16 protein-coding genes and 1 pseudogene are annotated in these 17612 nt (G+C 67.7%); 10 read left to right on the forward strand and 7 right to left on the reverse strand.

Features of this window, described 5'->3' with window-relative positions:
• Window positions 1–1203: 1203 nt before the first annotated feature.
• The gene (gene ectB, locus NAM01S_RS23335; RefSeq protein WP_067788642.1) at window positions 1204–2460 is read right to left on the reverse strand and encodes a diaminobutyrate--2-oxoglutarate transaminase; all 1257 of its coding nucleotides are present in this window, start codon (window positions 2458–2460) and stop codon (window positions 1204–1206) included.
• Window positions 2461–2730: 270 nt separating this feature from the next.
• Here ectB and NAM01S_RS23340 point away from each other — a divergent pair, with 270 nt between their 5' ends.
• From NAM01S_RS23340 to NAM01S_RS23350, 3 genes are all read left to right on the forward strand, one after another.
• Entirely contained in the window at window positions 2731–3462 is a 732-nt protein-coding gene (locus NAM01S_RS23340; RefSeq protein WP_157107864.1) for an ABC transporter permease, read from the forward strand.
• Entirely contained in the window at window positions 3455–4285 is an 831-nt protein-coding gene (locus NAM01S_RS23345; protein ID WP_067788644.1) for an ABC transporter permease, read from the forward strand. Before NAM01S_RS23340 ends, NAM01S_RS23345 begins: the two co-directional genes overlap by 8 nt.
• Before the next feature lie 128 nt (window positions 4286–4413).
• Complete coding sequence (locus NAM01S_RS23350) at window positions 4414–5280, forward strand: ABC transporter ATP-binding protein (RefSeq protein ID WP_301318221.1); 867 nt, start codon at window positions 4414–4416, stop codon at window positions 5278–5280.
• A gap of 41 nt (window positions 5281–5321) precedes the next feature.
• Here the strand turns inward: NAM01S_RS23350 and NAM01S_RS23355 are convergent, their stop codons facing one another.
• Window positions 5322–6011 (reverse strand): DUF4389 domain-containing protein, encoded by a 690-nt coding sequence (locus tag NAM01S_RS23355; RefSeq protein ID WP_372508083.1) that lies wholly within the window; start codon window positions 6009–6011, stop codon window positions 5322–5324.
• 233 nt (window positions 6012–6244) lie between these two features.
• Between NAM01S_RS23355 and NAM01S_RS23360 the strand changes: the two genes are divergently transcribed.
• The 4 genes and pseudogenes from NAM01S_RS23360 (at window position 6245) to NAM01S_RS23375 (ending at window position 10268) form a co-directional block, all read left to right on the forward strand.
• A complete protein-coding gene (locus tag NAM01S_RS23360; RefSeq protein ID WP_067788648.1) occupies window positions 6245–6535 on the forward strand; it encodes an excalibur calcium-binding domain-containing protein in 291 nt (96 codons plus the stop codon).
• Between the two features lie 598 nt (window positions 6536–7133).
• Window positions 7134–7553, forward strand: coding sequence for a putative copper homeostasis (lipo)protein LpqS (lpqS, locus tag NAM01S_RS23365; protein ID WP_157107865.1), 420 nt, complete (start codon window positions 7134–7136; stop codon window positions 7551–7553).
• A gap of 106 nt (window positions 7554–7659) precedes the next feature.
• Window positions 7660–8751 (forward strand): annotated as a pseudogene (locus NAM01S_RS23370) (PLP-dependent cysteine synthase family protein); the annotation flags it as partial.
• A gap of 263 nt (window positions 8752–9014) precedes the next feature.
• Window positions 9015–10268 (forward strand): MFS transporter, encoded by a 1254-nt coding sequence (locus NAM01S_RS23375; protein ID WP_067788651.1) that lies wholly within the window; start codon window positions 9015–9017, stop codon window positions 10266–10268.
• A 388-nt stretch (window positions 10269–10656) separates the two neighbouring features.
• On the opposite strand, the gene NAM01S_RS23380 is transcribed toward NAM01S_RS23375, so the two are convergent.
• A complete protein-coding gene (locus NAM01S_RS23380) occupies window positions 10657–10977 on the reverse strand; it encodes a hypothetical protein (protein WP_067788863.1) in 321 nt (106 codons plus the stop codon).
• A 392-nt stretch (window positions 10978–11369) separates the two neighbouring features.
• Here NAM01S_RS23380 and NAM01S_RS23385 point away from each other — a divergent pair, with 392 nt between their 5' ends.
• Window positions 11370–11900 carry a DUF4254 domain-containing protein gene (locus NAM01S_RS23385; protein ID WP_067788653.1) on the forward strand — a complete coding sequence of 177 codons (531 nt, stop codon included), beginning with the start codon at window positions 11370–11372 and terminating at the stop codon, window positions 11898–11900.
• On the opposite strand, the gene NAM01S_RS23390 is transcribed toward NAM01S_RS23385, so the two are convergent.
• From NAM01S_RS23390 to NAM01S_RS23400, 3 genes are read right to left on the reverse strand one after another with little or no spacing between them, the layout of a single operon-like run.
• On the reverse strand, window positions 11901–12164 hold the full coding sequence (locus NAM01S_RS23390; RefSeq protein ID WP_253799244.1) for a hypothetical protein: 264 nt from the start codon (window positions 12162–12164) through the stop codon (window positions 11901–11903). It lies immediately after the preceding gene.
• A gap of 42 nt (window positions 12165–12206) precedes the next feature.
• Window positions 12207–13355: a fatty acid desaturase family protein gene (locus NAM01S_RS23395; protein WP_067788656.1), complete on the reverse strand. Its 1149-nt coding sequence runs from the start codon at window positions 13353–13355 to the stop codon at window positions 12207–12209.
• A gap of 21 nt (window positions 13356–13376) precedes the next feature.
• Window positions 13377–14435 (reverse strand): ferredoxin reductase, encoded by a 1059-nt coding sequence (locus tag NAM01S_RS23400; RefSeq protein WP_067788659.1) that lies wholly within the window; start codon window positions 14433–14435, stop codon window positions 13377–13379.
• 196 nt (window positions 14436–14631) lie between these two features.
• Here NAM01S_RS23400 and NAM01S_RS23405 point away from each other — a divergent pair, with 196 nt between their 5' ends.
• Together NAM01S_RS23405 and NAM01S_RS23410 are read left to right on the forward strand one after the other, a co-directional pair.
• Complete coding sequence (locus NAM01S_RS23405) at window positions 14632–15252, forward strand: TetR family transcriptional regulator (RefSeq protein WP_253799241.1); 621 nt, start codon at window positions 14632–14634, stop codon at window positions 15250–15252.
• A gap of 66 nt (window positions 15253–15318) precedes the next feature.
• The gene (locus tag NAM01S_RS23410) at window positions 15319–16257 is read left to right on the forward strand and encodes a hypothetical protein (RefSeq protein WP_067788662.1); all 939 of its coding nucleotides are present in this window, start codon (window positions 15319–15321) and stop codon (window positions 16255–16257) included.
• A gap of 16 nt (window positions 16258–16273) precedes the next feature.
• Here the strand turns inward: NAM01S_RS23410 and NAM01S_RS23415 are convergent, their stop codons facing one another.
• On the reverse strand, window positions 16274–17605 hold the full coding sequence (locus tag NAM01S_RS23415; RefSeq protein WP_067788663.1) for an MFS transporter: 1332 nt from the start codon (window positions 17603–17605) through the stop codon (window positions 16274–16276).
• Window positions 17606–17612 lie beyond the last annotated feature (7 nt).

The following is a 17612-nucleotide window of genomic DNA, read 5'->3' on the forward strand; positions in this document are numbered from 1 at the left end:
ATTCACGGCGGCAGGGCCATCGCAACACTCCACGGGGCTTGAGGGTGAGTGTTGCATCCACCCCCTGAACCCAAGGATCAACTAGCCGCCATTTGACTACCGTCGAAACCATTTCTCTATCGACGGTAGTCAAATGGTGGTTAGGGGGTTGACAGGCCGAGGACTCTTTTCGAGTTGGGGCTCTCTAGACGCAACCAGAGCTGGCCGACCACGCCGGAAGCCCAGAGAACGCACCCAACAGCGGGAGGTAAGCCGGGTACGGCACACGACGCGCCCAGAACTGTTCGAGAAAACCTGGGTAGGCCAGACCATTTGGACGCAGCCGACCGTGGACATCACGTCACCCGACACAACCGGAATCCGACCCAGCCGCTTCCGACCCACACCAGCCCGATCTCCGGCAAACCCGCCACAGCCCAAACCATTTGGCCCCGCCAAACCCGACACACCACGTCACCCAACACAACCGAAACCCGACCCAGCCGCTTCCGACCCACACCAGCCCGATCTCCGGCAAACCCGCCACAGCCCAAACTATTTGGCCCCGCCAAACCCGACACACCACGTCACCCAACGCAACCGAAACCCGACCCAGCCGCATCCGACCCAAGCCAGCCCGCTTTGCGGCAAACCCGCCCCAGGCCAAACCATTTTGGCCCCGCGAAACCATTTGGCCCCGCCAAACCCGACACACCACGTCACCCAACTCAACCGGAACCCAACGCAGCCGCATCCGACCCAAGCCAGCCCGCTTTGCGGCAAACCCGCCCCAGGCCAAACCATTTTGGCCCCGCGAAACCATTTGGCCCCGCCAAACCCGACACACCACGCCGCCCAACTCAACCGGAACCCAACGCAGCCGTACCCGACCCAACCCAGCCCGGCCGTATCCGACCCACCGGCCGTATCCGACCCAGCCAGCCGTATCCGACCCAGCCAGCCGTATCCGACCCAGCCAGCCGTACCCGACCCAGCCAGCCGTACCCGACTCAACCAGCCGTACCCGACTCAACCAGCCGTACCCGACTCAACCAGCCGTACCCGACTCAACCAGCCGTACCCGACTCAACCAGCCGTACCCGACTCAACCAGCCGTACCCGGCCCAACCAGCCGTACCCGGCCCAACCAGCCGTACTCGACCCAACCAGCCGTACTCGGCATCTCCAGCCGACCCCGCCCACGGCGAAGCCGAATGCAGCCCATCACCCACAAACAGCCCCCACCGCACCGGCAACTACTTCCAACCCCCGCTCCAACTCGTCCTCACCGATCGTCAACGGCGGCAACAACTTCACCACCTCGTCCACCGACCCCGACGTCTCCACCAACAACCCCCGATCGAACGCCACCTGGCAAACCTTCCCCGCCAGCGACGGATCCTCGAAGACGATCCCGTGCACCAACCCCCGCCCACGCGTCGAGACACCGGGGAATTCGGCCGCGAGCCGAGCGAGCGCCGCCTCGATCCGCGCGCCCTTGGCGAGGGTCGCGCGCTCGAGCGCATCGTCGGACCAGTAGTGGCGCAACGCGACCTCGGCCGTGACGAAGGCGGGGTTGTTGCCGCGGAAGGTGCCGTTGTGCTCACCGGGCGTCCACTGGTCCAGCTCCGACCGGAAAAGCACCAGCGCCATGGGCAATCCGTAGCCGCCGATCGATTTCGACAGCGTCACGATGTCGGGCGTGATGCCCGCGAACTCGAAGGAGAAGAACGGACCGGTCCGCCCGCAGCCCATCTGCACGTCGTCGACGATCAGCAGGATGCCGCGCGCCCGGCACAGCTCAGCCAGTTCGCGCAGCCACCGCGCCCGCGCGACGTTTACACCACCTTCGCCCTGGACGGTCTCCACGATGACTGCGGCGGGCTTGTCCAATCCCGACGAGGGGTCGTCCAGCGCCCGGCGCATCCAGTGCAGCTCGTCGTCCGCGCCGAGGTAGCCGTCGTAGGGCATCGGCGTGACGTGCACCAGCGGCACGCCAGCTCCCGCGCGCTTGGCGGCATTGCCGGTCACCGACAGCGCGCCGAGCGACATGCCGTGGAAGGCGTTGGTGAAGTTCAGCACCGCTTGTCTGCCGGTGACCTTGCGAGCGAGCTTGAGCGCTGCCTCGACGGCATTCGCACCGGTCGGGCCGGGAAATTGCACCTTGTAGTCCAGTCCGCGCGGAGCGAGGACGGTGTCGCGCAGGGTTTCCAGCAGCCGTCGCTTGGCCACCGTCGACATGTCCAGACCGTGGGTGATCCCGTCGCCCGCGAGATAGTCGATCAGCGCGCGCTTGAGGACCGGATTGTTGTGGCCGTAGTTCAGCGCACCAGCACCGGCGAAGAAATCCAGGTACTCGCGGCCTTGCTCGTCGCGCAACCAGGCGCCGCTGGCGGTGTCGAACACCGTCGGCCAGGATCGGCAGTACCCGCGAACATTCGATTCGAGTGCCTCGAAAACGGTCGACTCGGCGACAGACATCGACGATCCTTCCTGTCGTGCGCGAGCACTCCAACGATCTGAAGTGTCTGTGTTTCTAACACTGGCGCCTCAGCTTCGTAGCGCTTTTCCAAAAATCGCGCGGGAAGCTACCGCGCGTCCGCGACCGGGCAGTAAAGTCGACTCCTTGTGCGCTGGAGTGCGGGAGGGGAGGAACGGCTGGCCGCAGCAACCCGGGCGCGACGCGAGGCGACACTCTATTGGCGGCTCGCGGTGGCGGGGTTCCGGCGTCAGTCGCAGTACAAACTGGCGATGTTGGCGGGTCTGTTCACCAACTGCGTGTTCGGTTTGGTACGCGCGGCGGTAATGCTCGCCGCCGTGCGCGGTGCGGGCGATTTCGGCGGCTACGACGAAGGCACCATGGGCGCCTACATCTGGCTCTCCCAAGGGCTGCTCGGCGCGATGCAATTCATGGGCCCGCCACTGGAATTGGTGGATCGCGTCAAGAACGGCGACGTCGCGATCGACTTCCTGCGCCCCGTCGATATCCAACTGGGTTATCTCGCCGCCGATCTGGGGCGTGCGACGTGCACGTTGGTGCCGCGGTTCCTGCCGAGCGTGCTGTTCGGATTCCTCACCGTCGGTCTCGCCATGCCCACGACGCCGGGTCCGTATGTGCTCGGCGTGATTTCGATGGTGCTCGCCGTCGCGCTGTCGTTCCTGATGCTGTTCGCCATCGGCCTGATCGGCTTCTGGGTGGTGGAGACCCGCGGCATCCGGGTGCTCTACCAGATCTGCGGCACCTTCCTCGCCGGACTGTTCGTGCCGGTGCACATGTTCCCGGACTGGCTGCGCACGCTCGCGTACGCCACCCCGTTCCCGTCGATTCTGCAAGCCCCGATCGACGTGCTCTCCGGCCGGATACTCGGCATGGAAGCGGTCACGGTCGTTGGCGCACAGCTGTTCTGGGTGCTCACGATCGCCGCGATCGGCAGGCTCATGCTGGCCGCGGGCCGCCGCAGGCTGGAGGTGCAGGGTGGCTGAGCCGCTCGTCTCCGTGCCGTCGGGCAACTGGTACACACCGTATGCCGCGGTGTTGCGCTCGCGCATCAGAGCCCAGCGGGCATACCGGTTGTCCTTCGCCAGCGAGGTGTTCAGCGCGTTCCTCATCGGCGTCGTCGAATTCGCCGAGGTGTGGGTCATCTTCCACAACGTGCGGGTGCTCGGCGGGCTGGATATGCACGGGGCGCTGCTGCTGTTCGGACTGAGCAACACCACGTTCGCGCTGGCCCAAGTGCTTGTCGGACATCTGGATACGCTGCCGACCCTGATCAGGATGGGCACCCTCGACGCCTATCATCTACGCCCCCAACCCTTGCTGCTGCAACTCGTCACCGGCGATGTCTCGCTGCGCCGATTCGCCCGCGCCGCGGTCGCCATCGTGGTGCTGGTTATCGGGTTGCTACAGAACGACATCGATTGGGAACCGGCCGCATTCGCACTCCTGGCGATGACCCTCTCGTGCGGTATTCTCCTGTTCGGAGGGATCTTCGTCTGCGCGGCCGGGTTGCAGTTCTTCCTGATCGACGGCTCCGAGCTCACCAACAGTTTCACCTACGGCGGGTCGTTCGCCGCTATGCAGCCCGCCTCGGTATTCCCGCCGCCGCTGAAGCTGGTGTTCGGATTCGCCATCCCGGTCGCGTTCACGGCGTACCTGCCCACCATCGCCCTGCTCGGGTTGCCGGGCCCGCCGTTGCTGCCGTCCTGGCTGGTCTGGTTCACCCCGCTGGCGACGCTGTGGATATGGCTGCTGGCACTCGGTCTATGGCGGCTCGGGACAAGGCACTACCAGGGAGGTGGGGGATAAGCGTGGCGGACAGCGACTTATCTGACGCGATCATCGACATCGAGAATCTGACAAGACATTTCACGCTGTATCGCAAGAACGGCCGCCGCTGGCGCAGGCAGCGTGACACCCTCACCGCGGTCGACAGGATGACCTTCCGCATCGAACGCGGCGCGGCGGTCGGCTACATCGGGGCGAACGGGGCGGGGAAGTCCACCACCATCAAGATGCTCACCGGCATCCTGGTCCCCTCGTCCGGGCGGGTGCGCACCTGCGGACTCGAGCCGGTCCGGCAGCGCAGGGAACTGGCGGGCCGAATCGGGGTGGTGTTCGGGCAGCGGTCCCAGCTGTGGTGGGATCTGCCGCTGCGCGAATCGTTCACTATCCTGGCCGCCATCCACCGGCTGGAACCCGACATCACCCGCAAGCGCACCTACGAGCTGGTCGAGCAGCTGGAAATGGCCGAGACGCTGGACACTCCGGTGCGCCAGCTCTCGCTGGGTCAGCGGATGCGCGCCGAGGTCGCCGCGGCGCTGCTGCACTCCCCGGAGCTGGTGATCCTCGACGAACCGACCATCGGTCTCGATGTGCTTTCCAAGCAGCGGTTGCGCGAGTTCCTGCGCGCGGAGCGGGTGGACCGCGGCACCACGCTGCTGCTCACCACGCACGACATGGGCGATATCGAAAGGCTTTGCGACCGTGTGCTCGTCGTAGATCACGGCAGCCTGGTCTACGACGGATCGCTGGCCGGACTCGGCGCGACGGTGGGCGCGCGCCGGGTGCTCGTGGTGGACCTCGCCGAGCCGACGCCGGATCTGCGCGACCTGCCGCCCGGCGCCGAACTGCTCACCAGCGAGGCGGACGGTATGCGCCAGCGCCTTGCCTTCGACGCCGAATCCATCACCGCGGCAAAACTGCTCGCCGCCGTGTCGGATCGCGCGGAGGTGCGTGACCTGTCCATCGAGGAGCCCGGTATCGAAGACGTGGTCCGCCGGATATACGAATCCGCCCGCTGACGGGTCGGCGGGCGGATTCGCGGTAGTCGGTTCGAGCGGGGTTACGGCTCGCGCGGCCCCTGGTCGAGCCGGAACGGCGGGTACTCGTCACGCATCAGCGAGGCGTAGGCCTGCACCCGGATGGCCCAGCGATTGATGCCGACGACGAAGTCGTACATGCCCTTCGGGTAGACCGCGGTGAACAGCAGCGCGATCAGCGCCACCGCGAGAAGCAGGTAGATCACCGGCCAGGCCAGCACGACATTCCAGGCGTCGGAACCGTTGTCCTGCATGGCGGTGCCGATCGCGCCGCTCATCAGCGCGCCGATGATCAGATAGTGCGGAATGGCGAGCAGCCACCATTTGATCAAAACAAGGCCGCGGTGCAGGGTTTCGGGATAGTCGACCTCCAGATCCGCCGGATAGTCCGCGTCCGGCCGCAAATGGAACGGCGGATATTTGTCGGTGCCGAGCACGGTCAGCGCATAGAAACTGACCCGCCAATTCCAGCGCATCACACCGACATTGAAGTCGAACAGGCCGCGCGGATACCTACCGGTGAACAGGATCGCGAAGAACGCGATCACCGACACCACGAAGTACGCGATGTGCAGGAAGAACAGCACGATGTAGTGCGGGATGGCCAGGATCCACTTCACCAGCCACATCCATCGCGACAGACCGGGATCGAGATCCCCTCGGACGCGAACCGGATTCACCGCGGCCGCCGGCTTCTCGAGTTCCATTTCCATGATCGACGCTCCTTCCGGGCTGCGCACAGCCCACCCGGGCTTGAATTTCACAGCGCCCCTGTGAGGTATCTCATAATTGTCCGGCACCGCTCCGTCGGTAAGGCCACGATGCGGTACCGACACGCCAACAAAAACGACCGTCCAGCCCGCACCGCGATGTTGCGAAAGGCGATCGCGGCCGTGATACTGGCTGGCGTTTGGATCGAAAACCGTTGTGTTTGGGGGGAATCCATATGCGTAACGTGCGCCCCGTCGTGCTGGTCGTCGGCCTACTGCTGATCGCCGTGCTTGCCGTCTCGGTGACCGGCTGCGGTTCGAGCAAGAAGAAGCGGCATTCCTCGTCCGGACCGGTCGCCGCCGCGACCACGACCGCCGCGGCCGCCTTCCGCAACTGTGAAGACGCCTGGGCCGCGGGCAAAGCGCCCCTGCGCCGCACGGACCCCGGCTACTCGGTGCAACTCGACCGCCTCGACGGCAAAGAGGACGGCGTCGCCTGCCTGGTCCGCCCCGCACCCGGCCGCTGATTCGATAGCGCGCTCCACCAACTCGGCCCGCGCCGGCTCGACCCCGCACCGAACCGGACCGCGCTCCGACCGGCCACATCGCGCTGTGATCCGGCGACCCCGCAAGACCTACACAGGCATCGGACCGCCGTCGCACGCGGGCCACGACTGGTGGGGAATGCCGACTCGGAAGAGCCGTCCGTGACGGTTTGTCGGCGGGCTCTCCGCGCCGACAACGGACTGAAGCTGATCCGACCGGCGCGTCGAGAACGCTGAACCCCCGCGCGATCCGACGGCCGGTCCGCGCGCCGAATGAACGCCCGCACTACGGACGTACACAGACTCGGCGCCCGCACTCGATTGTTCGGGGAGGCAACGGCCGGAGCTGATCCCGGCATCGCGCCCGCCACACCGACCGCCCGCCTCGCGACGCGATCCGACGGCCGGGGTTCGCCCGCGGAACGAGCGACCGCGACCGTGCTCTGGGCCGCACGCTGGTTGCTCGGTGTTCGAGCACTGGGCTGTCGACGGCGGCGTCGGAGCCGATCCAGATGCCGCCCCTCCGCACCGATCCCACGCCTGACCGGCCCGGAGCACAGGGCTTGTACTATCGGCAGACGTGACATTCGGTGCGATACGGGGGGCCGGTATGCGGACGGTGGTCGCCGTCGCGTTCGCCGCGTGGGCGCTCGCCCTTGCGCTGCCGGATTGTCACCTGTTCACGCCCGCCGCGACGATTCACGCGCATATCGAATCGTCAGGGCCCGGCGTCCCATCGCAGGTGGTGCCGTGGGCCGCGGCGGATCTGCATCAGCATGCCGCCGAACCGGAGCGGCATCTCTCCCCCGACGCGGTGATCGCGACCCTGCCACGCTCCGGCCCGTCGCTTCAGGAGTTGCTGCTCGTCGGCATCGCTTCGCTGCTTGTGCTGTCGTTGGCCGCGTCTGTCGGCCTCGGGCCGCGCGCGCCGCCCGTGGCCGCCGTCCCGGTCGGTGGCGGCCGGGATCAGCTCATTCGATTCGGTATCGATCGGAACTGATCGGTCAGCGTCAGGTCGTGGCCTGCCGGGGCCCGGCCGGTGTTCGTGCGTTCCCGCACTCGCACCCTCGCTGCCACAGCGACCGCACAGAATCGATGGCATCCCCATGTCTTCAGCACTGCTCGAAACGGAACCGCTGCCGAGCCCGGCAAGCCTGCTCACCACCGCCAACCGCTGCCCGCGCCCGGCCACCATGGTCGGCAACACCCCGGTCCTCTGGATCACCGAACCGCTCGCACCCGCGGGCCGCGGATTCTGGGCCAAGCTGGAGGGCGCCAATCCGGGCGGCATGAAGGACCGGCCCGCGCTGCACATGGTCGAGCGCGCCGCCGCCCGCGGTGAACTCGCGCCCGGCGCGCCGATCGTCGAATCCACCAGCGGCACCCTCGGTCTCGGCCTCGCCCTCGCCGGAATGGTGCACCGCCACCCCGTCACCCTGGTCACCGATCCCGGCCTCGAACCGCTCATGCGACACATGCTCGCCGCCTACGGCGCCCGGGTGGAGATGGTCACCGAACCGCATCCCGTCGGCGGCTGGCAACAGGCCCGCCGCGACCGCGTCGCCGAACTCTTGGCCGCCGACCCGCGCGCCTGGTGCCCCGACCAGTACCGCAATCCCGACAACCGCGCCGCCTACGAATCGCTCGCCATGGAACTCGTCGCGCAACTCGGCCGGATCGACGTACTGGTGTGCTCGGTCGGCACCGGCGGCCACTCCTCCGGCATCGCCCGCGCACTGCGTCGCTACTTCCCGCACCTGCGCCTGGTCGGCGTGGACACCGTCGCGTCCACCATTTTCGGCCAACCCGCCGGACCGCGGCTGATGCGCGGGCTCGGCTCGAGCATCCATCCCGAGAACGTCGACTATTCGGCGTTCGACGAGATCCACTGGGTCGCGCCCGCCGAAGCGGTGTGGGCCTGCCGCACGCTGGCCGCCACCCATCACGCAAGCGGCGGGTGGAGTGTCGGCGCGGTGGCGCTGGTCGCGGGGTGGCTGGCCCGCACCGGTGAGCCGGACGCGCGCATCGCCGCCGTCTTCCCGGACGGTCCGCTGCGCTACTTCGACACCGTCTACAACGACGCCTACTGCCGGGAGCACGGACTGCTCGGCGCCGCGCCGACCGAACCCGCGACGATCGCGCATCCGTACGCTGCGGTGGTCGACTCGTGGACCCGCTGCACGACCGTGCTCGACCCGAAACCGCACTACTCCGCGCAGACGCACCAGCCCGAGGCGACTCGGCACGAGCCGCGGTCGACACACCAGCCGGACGCGATGCGGCACGAGCCCGAGGCGGCACAGCACGCGCGTGGAACGAAGCATCGCCCGGTCTCGACGCGCGAACCCGATCCGGCACCGCGTCGACTCGACCCGAAGCCCGACCACCCCGAGGAGGCCGCCGTGCCCACCGACGATCCGACCGCACCCGCACGGCCGGGCGCCACACCGGGGGTCGCGCGATGAAAGACGTCTACGCGACCTATCGCAGCTTCGGCAAACCGAGCCGGGTGCTGATGGTGAACCAGTTCGCCATCAACACCGGCTTCTTCATGCTCATGCCCTACCTGGCCGGTTACATGGCGGGCCCGCTCGGCCTCGCCGCGTGGGCGATCGGGTTGGTGCTCGGCATCAGGAACTTCTCCCAGCAGGGGATGTTCCTGGTCGGCGGCACCCTGGCCGACCGGCTCGGCTACAAACCGCTGATCGTGGCCGGATGTCTGCTGCGCACCGGCGGTTTCGCACTGCTCGCGTTCGCCGACTCGCTGCCCGCGCTGCTGATCGCCTCGGCCGCAACCGGATTCGCCGGCGCGCTGTTCAATCCCGCGGTGCGCGCGTATCTCGCCGTTGACTCCGGCGAACGACGGGTCGAGGCGTTCGCGGTGTTCAACATCTTCTATCAGGCGGGCATCCTGTTCGGGCCGATCCTCGGTCTCGCGTTGATGGCGTTCGATTTCCAGGCCACCGCCACTTGCGCGGCCGCGGTGTTCGCCCTGCTCACCGTCGCCCAGCTGCGCGCGCTGCCGCAGCACCGCGCGGAGCCGAAAACCGCGTCGGTGCTCGAGGATTGGCGCGTGGTGCTGGCCAACCGACCGTTCCTGCTGTTCTCGGCGGCGATGATCGGCTGCTATGTGCTCTCGTTCCAGGTGTATCTCGCGCTGCCGATGCAGGCCGCCCGCATCGTCGGCGAAGGGTCGGCCACCGCGCTCATGACGGCGGTCTTCGTCGTCTCCGGCGTGATCGCCATCGCCGGACAGCTGCGCATCACCCGCTGGTTCGCCGCCCGCTGGGGTCGCCCGCACAGCCTGATCATCGGTATGGCGATCCTGGCGGCGGCGTTCGTCCCACTGCTGCTCGTGCCCGGCACCGCGCTCGGCGTCCCGACGGCGGTCGGGGCGATGCTGCTCACCGCCGCGATGCTGGGTGTCGGTGCGGCCGCGGTCTTCCCGTTCGAAATGGACACCGTGGTCGCGCTCTGCGGCGACCGCCTGGTCGCCACCCACTACGGCCTCTACAACACGATCGTCGGCACCGGCATCCTGCTCGGCAACCTCGGCACCGGCACGGTCCTCGACGCGGCCCGCTCCGCCGGACTGAGCTCCCTGGCCTGGGCCGCACTCATCGCCATCGGCGCCGCCTCCGCCGCCGGGTTGTACGGCCTCGCCCGATCCGGTCGCCTGGACGCACCGGCTCCCACAACGGCGGCGATGGTGTAATCCCTCGGGAGCGCTTCGCAGGGGTCACCGCCCTGCGGGGCGTGCACCCCGTGTGCTCGGCCGCGCTCGCCACCTGCCCTGGAGATGCGCCTGCGGCCCCCGGCCACTCCGGCGCCGCGGCCTGGCTGAGCGGCCGATGCCCGGGCTGTGGACAGCGATACCCGCTCAACGCATGCGGCCGCGTTCGCCATCAGCCGGACTGCACACCCTCCGGCGGAACACTGGTGCCGCGTCCAGAATGGTCGGCGCGGTCACCGACCGAAGGCCACCAACATCCCGCCAGACCGACTGGACGTGACCTTCATTCACCCGACCTGCGTGCACCGGTGAACCGACCGAGGGTGACCTTTGGTGCGGTGGGCCGACCAGTGGTGACATTCGGTTGGCGTTAGCTCGGTGCCTGTCCCTGCGCGGAGTACAAGCTGACCTCGCCTTCCTCGCTGAGGAACGCGTTGACCAGCATGATCCGGTTGATCCGGAGTTCCTCGGGGTCGGGGGCGGTGGTGGTGATGTTGATCTGCGGGATGGCGCCCCAGTTGACCACGTAGCGCTCCGGCGGGCCGTCGTCATCGGACAGGCGTGCGAGCCGGAACACCGACACCGTCTTGCGGACGATGAGGTTGCGCACGACTTCAGCTATTCGCTCGGGGTCTTCCAGCGAGAACATGAAGCCGAATGTCAGCTCCGGCGATGACACATAGGCGGGCACGAACATCGAGGCTAGTCCATCGAACCGGGGCGCGCAGCCGCCGCGCCGCGATGGTAACTGGATGTGCGCCGATCGCCCAGTTCACCTTGGGCAAAGGTAGATTTCGTGTGACCGCCCCGTAACGGACGATAACGATTTCCGACTCGCGCATGTTTTTCACACCATCTTGTTGCGCCGATTCGACTATCGCGCTTTCCTGAAAGTGTCCCGATTTTCTCGGGCCGTCTTCCTCATCGCATCGTCGCGGATTTCCCGGTTTCTTTGCCGTGCTGGTGGACTGTGTGGGGGGCGTCCGGGCTCGGGGCTGCGCCGGAGCCGAGGGGTGCCCCTCCCCGAAATCCCCCTCGGCCCTGGCGTATCCATGTCGGATCGTTACCGCAGGGGCGTGCACCATGCCTACCGAATACGCCGGGAGCCGTATCGGAGCCGGCGAGCTGCCACCGCGATCAGCGCTGTTGCGCGCGTTTCGCGAAGCCGACGACCCGAATCGCCGAAAGCACCGAGTCCTCGCCGCGGCCCGCGAGCTGGTCGAATGCCACGAGCGCAGGCACCGGGCGCTGGCCGCGGCGCACGCGCCGGGCGCCACCAACGGTCGCGTCGCGGCGTGCAGTCAGCTGGTGGACGACATCGACGAGCGCCGCGCCGAGCTGGTCGGCCGGATAAACGACTGGGTGGCGACCAACGTCGCGCACCGCACCGGCGCCTCGCTGCACACCGAGACACTGGGCGCGGTCATCGATCGAATGGCGGCGAAATGGACTGCGGCACAACAGGCTTTGAGCGCGACCGGCCCGGCGACGCAGCCACCGCGGGTGGACGGGGAAGCCCACCTGCTGTGGACGCGGCTCGCCGAGCTGGCCGACGGCTATCAGGACCTGATCACCGACGTCACCGAGCACCGGCGCAGGCTGCCGGTGTGGTGATCAGCGGCGGTCGTCGAGGTCGGACTCGACGACCTCGGCCTCGACGAAGGCGGAGCCGGTCGCGGGCTCGGGCTCCGGCTCGTCGGGGACCTCGTCCAGCGGCGCTTCCCGCTGCACCGCGGCATCCTTGCGGGCCGCGGCGGCCGCCTCGTTCATCTCGATCGCGTCGGTGATCCACTCACCGATCTCCCGAGTGACCTCCTGGACGGTTCCGGTGATGATCGTCGCAATATTTCCGACGTGCCTGGCACCGGAGGCCGTCAATTCTTGAATCAAATCCTTGTTGCTTTCGAATTTCCCGATCATTCACACGCCCACTTCGGTCGCCTTCCGCTGACGCATCACGATAACACCGGGAGATGACGTGTTCTTCGTGAAGCGCGGCGGCAGTGCCAGCTTGAAAATCTTCGCCCACACATCGCCGATCTGCTTGCTCAACGGGCCGGTGTGGTACGGCAATCCGTACTTCTCGCACAGCGCCCGCACCTCCGGCGCGATCTCCGGATAGCGGTTGGCCGGGATGTCGGGGAACAGGTGGTGTTCGATCTGGTGCGACAGATTGCCGCTCATGATGTGGAACAGCTTGCCGCCCGAGATATTCGCCGAGCCGAGCATCTGCCGGACGTACCACTCGCCGCGGGTCTCCTCGGCGGTCTCCTCTTCGGTGAACGTCTGTACGCCGGAAGGGAAATGGCCGCAGAAGATGATCGAGTAGGCCCAGACGTTGCGCACCAGGTTGGCCGCGGCATTGCCCGCCAGCGTGCTGACGAACAGCGGACCGGTCAGCGCGGGGAACACGACGTAGTCCTTGAGCGCCTGGCGGCCCGCCTTGCGCCACCAACCCTTGATCAGCGGCTTGAGGTCCGACCACTTGCGCTTGCCCTGAACGATGTTCTCGGCCTCGGCGTCGTGCAGCATGACACCCCACTCGAAGAACACCATCAGCAGGAACGCCCACAGCGGGTTGCCCAGGTAGTAGGGGTTCCACTTCTGGCCCTCGTCCATGCGCAGGATGCCGTATCCGATGTCGCGGTCCATGCCGTGGATGTTGGTGAAGGTGTGGTGCATGTAGTTGTGCGAGTGCTTCCACTGGTCGGCCGGGCAGACCGTATCCCACTCGAACTCACGGGAATTCAGGCCGGGCTCACGCATCCAGTCGTACTGGCCGTGCATGACGTTGTGGCCGATCTCCATGTTGTCCAGGATCTTCGACACGCTCAGCGCGGCGACCGCCGCCAGCCACACCGGCGGCAGGAAGCCCAGGTACATCAGGCCGCGCCCGGCGATCTCGAAACCGCGCTGCGCCTTGATGATCGAATAGATGTACTCGCGGTCGCGCTCGCCGAGATCGGCGACGACGCGGTCGCGCAGTTCATCGAGCGCCTTGCCAAGCTCCTCGACCTGGTCGGGAGTCAGGACCAGCGGTCCGTCCTTGGTCTCGGTCAGAATGGTCATTGTCAGTCCCCTTGTGTCTGTCTAGATTTCGATGTCGACGTCGCCCACCGCGGCGCTGACGCAGAGCTGGATGGGCTGGTCGGGATCGCTGTCGGTCTCGCCGGTGCGCAGGTTGCGCGTGCAGCCGGAGCGGCGAACGGCGGTGCAGGAGAAGCAGATACCCATGCGGCAGCCGTACTCCGGCGTCAGGCCCGCGGCCTCGGCCTGCTCCAGCAGGCTGGTACCGGTGTTCTCGGCGCGCACCCCGCTGGCCGAGAAGCTCGTCGAGCCGTGCACCTCGTCCGCGTCGACGGGTGCGGTCGAGAGCGTGAACTCCTCGGAGTGCAGCCGGTCGGCCAGTTCCTCGGCCTCGTACACCTTGCGCACCGCGTCCATCAGCGGCGGCGGACCGCACAGGTAGGTCTGCGCCTCGGCGAACCAGGGCGCGACGCGCTCGAGCTCGTCGTAGTCGAACGGGCCGCCGCCCTGCTCCGGATAGCGCATCTCGATGCGGAAACGCGGGTTCCGCTCGGCGATCGCCTCCAGCTCGGCGCGGTGCGGTACCGCCTCCGGCGAACGGGCGTAGTGCAGGAAGGTCAGCTCACCGGGATAACCCTCGTCGGCGAGGGTCCGCATCATCGACAGCACCGGCGTGATGCCGCTGCCGCCGCTGATCAGCAGCACCCGGTCGGGACGGACCTCGGGCAACCGGAACACACCGGCCGCCGGGCTCAGGTCGACCACCATGCCGGGCACGGCGTTCTCGTGCAAGTACTGCGACACCAGACCGCCGGGGTGTGCCTTGACGGTGAGCTGGATGTGCCGGTCGCGCCGCCCTTCCGGATTCACCGGCGAGTAGCACCTGGTGTGCCGGACGCCGTCGATCACCACGCCGATCTGGACGTACTGGCCCGCGGCGTGGCCGCGCCACTGCCGGGTCGGGCGCAGAGTGAGCGTCACCGAGCCGGGCACCGAGCGGCGCACGTGGGTTATCTCGGCGCGCATCTGCCGGACGGTCAGCGTGGGACGCACGAGTTCCAGGTACCGGTCGAGCGGATGGGGCGTGGTCAGGGTCTGCACCAGGTCGATGAGATCCACCATTCGGTTCTCCGTACCTCTGATTCTTCGGTAGGTCATGGCTGTGGCGTGCGCTCTGTCACTTGATCAGATTTCAGTGCACGCCTGTACACTCATCCAGTGTGACCGATAGGCAGGGTCCAGTGTCAACCGGCAATTCGTGTGACCCGAACTACACCTCTTGGATGAGCGAATGGTGAACGGATGTATGCTCACCGTGATGAGCGAGCAGGCAGCAACCCGAATCGAGCGCAAGGAGCGCACGCGGCAGGCCCTGGTCGACGGCACCCTGGAACTGGCCGCCGACCGCGGTTTCGCCGCGCTGAGCCTGCGTGAGATCGCGCGCTCGGCGGGGATCGTTCCGACGGCCTTCTACCGCCACTTCGCCTCGCTCGACGACCTCGGCGCGACCCTCGTCGACCAAGGCGTGACCGCGCTCCGGCTGGCGCTGCGCGAGGTCCGGCGCAATCCCGAGGCCAGCATCGCCGATACGGTGCGGTTCGTCTTCGATCAGGTCGGGGGCAAGCGCGCGGTGTTCGGCTTCCTCACCCGGGAACGCCACGGCGGTTCGGCAGCGCTGCGCAAAGCCATCGCGCTGGAACTCCAGCTGATCGTGCGCGAGCTGGTCGCCGACCTGTCCCGGGTGCGCGCGCTGGACGACTGGAGCCCGCGCGACCTGGAGATCGCCGCGGACCTGCTGGTCGGCACCGTCGCCGACGGGATCGCCGCGTATGTCGCGGCCGAGGAGCGCGACCAGCGGAGCATCGTCGACCGCACGGTGCAGCAGATCCGGCTGATCGCGCTCGGCATGGACAACTGGTGGCCGCCCAAGGATCGATAGGCCAACGTTCGAGATACGTGGACTGACCGCGAATCTCGTCCTGCCGCGTCCCGTACTGTGCCGAACATGGGTTACGACACCAGCTTTCACGCCTTGGACATGCGGCTCGTCGAGGAGCGGATCCTGCCGTATCTGGCCGGGCTCGGCGGCGACGCCGATCTCGACGATCTGATCGCCTTCGCGGTCGAGCAGGCTCGGGTGCGCTTCCGGGCCAAGGCGTGGGCGCTCGGCGCGCTGAAGGTCGCCGACGACGAGTTCGACGCCTCGCTCTACGTGTGGGGACGGCCGTACCTGATCACGGCCGAGACGCCCGAGGACGTGGCGGAAATCGCTGTGCGATACCGGGATTGCACCGTCCGCACGGTGGACGAGCTGGCCCGCGCGCAACTCGAGCTGTTCGATCCGGCACTGGCCGCACGGACCGAACCCGATATGAGCGGTACGCTGCCCGGCGCCGACGACCTGGCCGTCGACATCGCGTGGAAGATCCGCCTGCTGCGCCAGGCCGCACTCGCGCTGCGCTCCGGCCAGCCGACCGTCGACGACCCGCACAGCCCCGAAACGCACGACGCCGCCGACCTTTTGCGCAACAACCTCCAGTTCTGTCTCGTCGAATTCGCCGCGCGACTGCTGCCGGGCTGGATGGACCGCGGCGTCGTCTGGCCGACCGCGCTGGCCGAGGAAGCCGGAACCGGCTGGCCCGCCGGGTTCGGCGGCAACGGCCCGCTGCTCGGCGACCTGCCGTCCCAGTTCCCCGAAATCGCTTGGCGCACCGAGGACACCATCACCGCCAACTACGCGGTCGGCGGATTCGTCGGCGCCGGTGACGCGACCGCGGCGCGCGGCTGGGTCGCCGAACACGCCGACGCACTGAGCGGTGGCGACGACCGGACGCGCCTGTCGCTGCGCAAGTGCGGCGAGGCGCTGGCGCTGGCGGAGCTGATCGGCGGCGGTTTCGCGGAGGCCACCGAGATCTACAGCGGCATGGAGGGCCGGATCAACTGACCCGCGCCGCGTCTTATCAGCGGTCCCGCACCGCGTCGGGCGCGCGCACCGGGAGCAACACCGCCAACCCCGCGGCGAGGACGACGGCCAGTCCGATCATCCCGGCGCGGTCGGCGTCGAAAATCCAGACGAACAGGCCGAAAAGCGAGGGGGCGAGGAAGGATACGGCCCGGCCGGTCGTGGTGTAGAGGCCGAACAGCTGTCCTTCCCGCCCCGGCGGGGCCAACCTGACGAGGAACGACCGCGCCGAGGCTTGCGCTGGTCCGACGAAGATGGTCAGCAGCAGACCGAATATCCAGAACATGAGCGGCCCCGACACCACGAGCAGCGCGAGTCCGCAGACCAGCATGGCGGCCAGCGAAGTCACGATCACCGCTTTCGGCCCCACCCGGTCGTCGAACCGGCCCGCGACGATCGCCCCCAGCGCCGCGACGACGTTCGCCGCGACGCCGAACAGCAGCACATCGGAATCGTCGATCCCGTAGACCCGCACCGCGAGCACCGCGCCGAAGGTGAAGACGCCCGCGAGCCCGTCGCGAAAGACCGCGCTGGCCAACAGGAACCAGACGGTGCGCCGGTCGACTTCCCACAGCTCGCGCAGATCCCGCCACAGCACCCGGTAGGAGCCGAAGAACCCCGCGCTCGCCGCGTCGGGATCGGCGCTGGTTCGCGGCAGCTCCGGGACCGCGAACAGCACGGGCAGCGCGAACGTGGCGAACCAGATCGCGGCGAGGACGGTCACCAGTCGGATGTTGAGCCCGTCGTCGGTCGGGATGTCGAACAGTCCCCGGTTGTCGCCCTCGCCCGCGATGAAGCCGACGTAGCAGATGAGCAGCAGGAAGATGCCGCCGAAATAGCCCATCGCCCAGCCGAAACCGGAGACGCGGCCGACCGTCTCCGGCGTCGAGACCTGGCGCAGCATGGCGTTGTAGGGCACGTTGGCCAGTTCGAAGGCGGCGGAGCCGAAGGCGAGCAGCGTCAGACCGAGCCACAGATCGCGGTAGTCGTCGTGCACGAAGAACATCCCGGCCATGGCAAGGACGGTCAGTGCGGTCAGAACACCAAGGGAGCGTTTGCGTTTCGCGGCCGCGTCGAACCACTGGCCGCTGATCGGCGCGGTCAGCGCGACCACGAGACCGGCGATCCCGAGCGCCCAGCCGAGCCAGGCGCTCGCCGAGATCCCGCCGGGCAGATCGTCGCCGACCTTGTCGGTGAGATACACCGAGAACACGAACGTGAGGATCACGGCGTGGAACGCCGAGGAACCCCAATCCCACAACCCCCATGCCACGATCTGCCCGCGGCCTGCGGCCTCCCCGATCGTGTCGCGCGCGTCCACCTCGGTCATGGGCGCA

Source organism: Nocardia amikacinitolerans NBRC 108937 (assembly GCF_001612615.1).
Lineage (GTDB): Bacteria > Actinomycetota > Actinomycetes > Mycobacteriales > Mycobacteriaceae > Nocardia > Nocardia amikacinitolerans.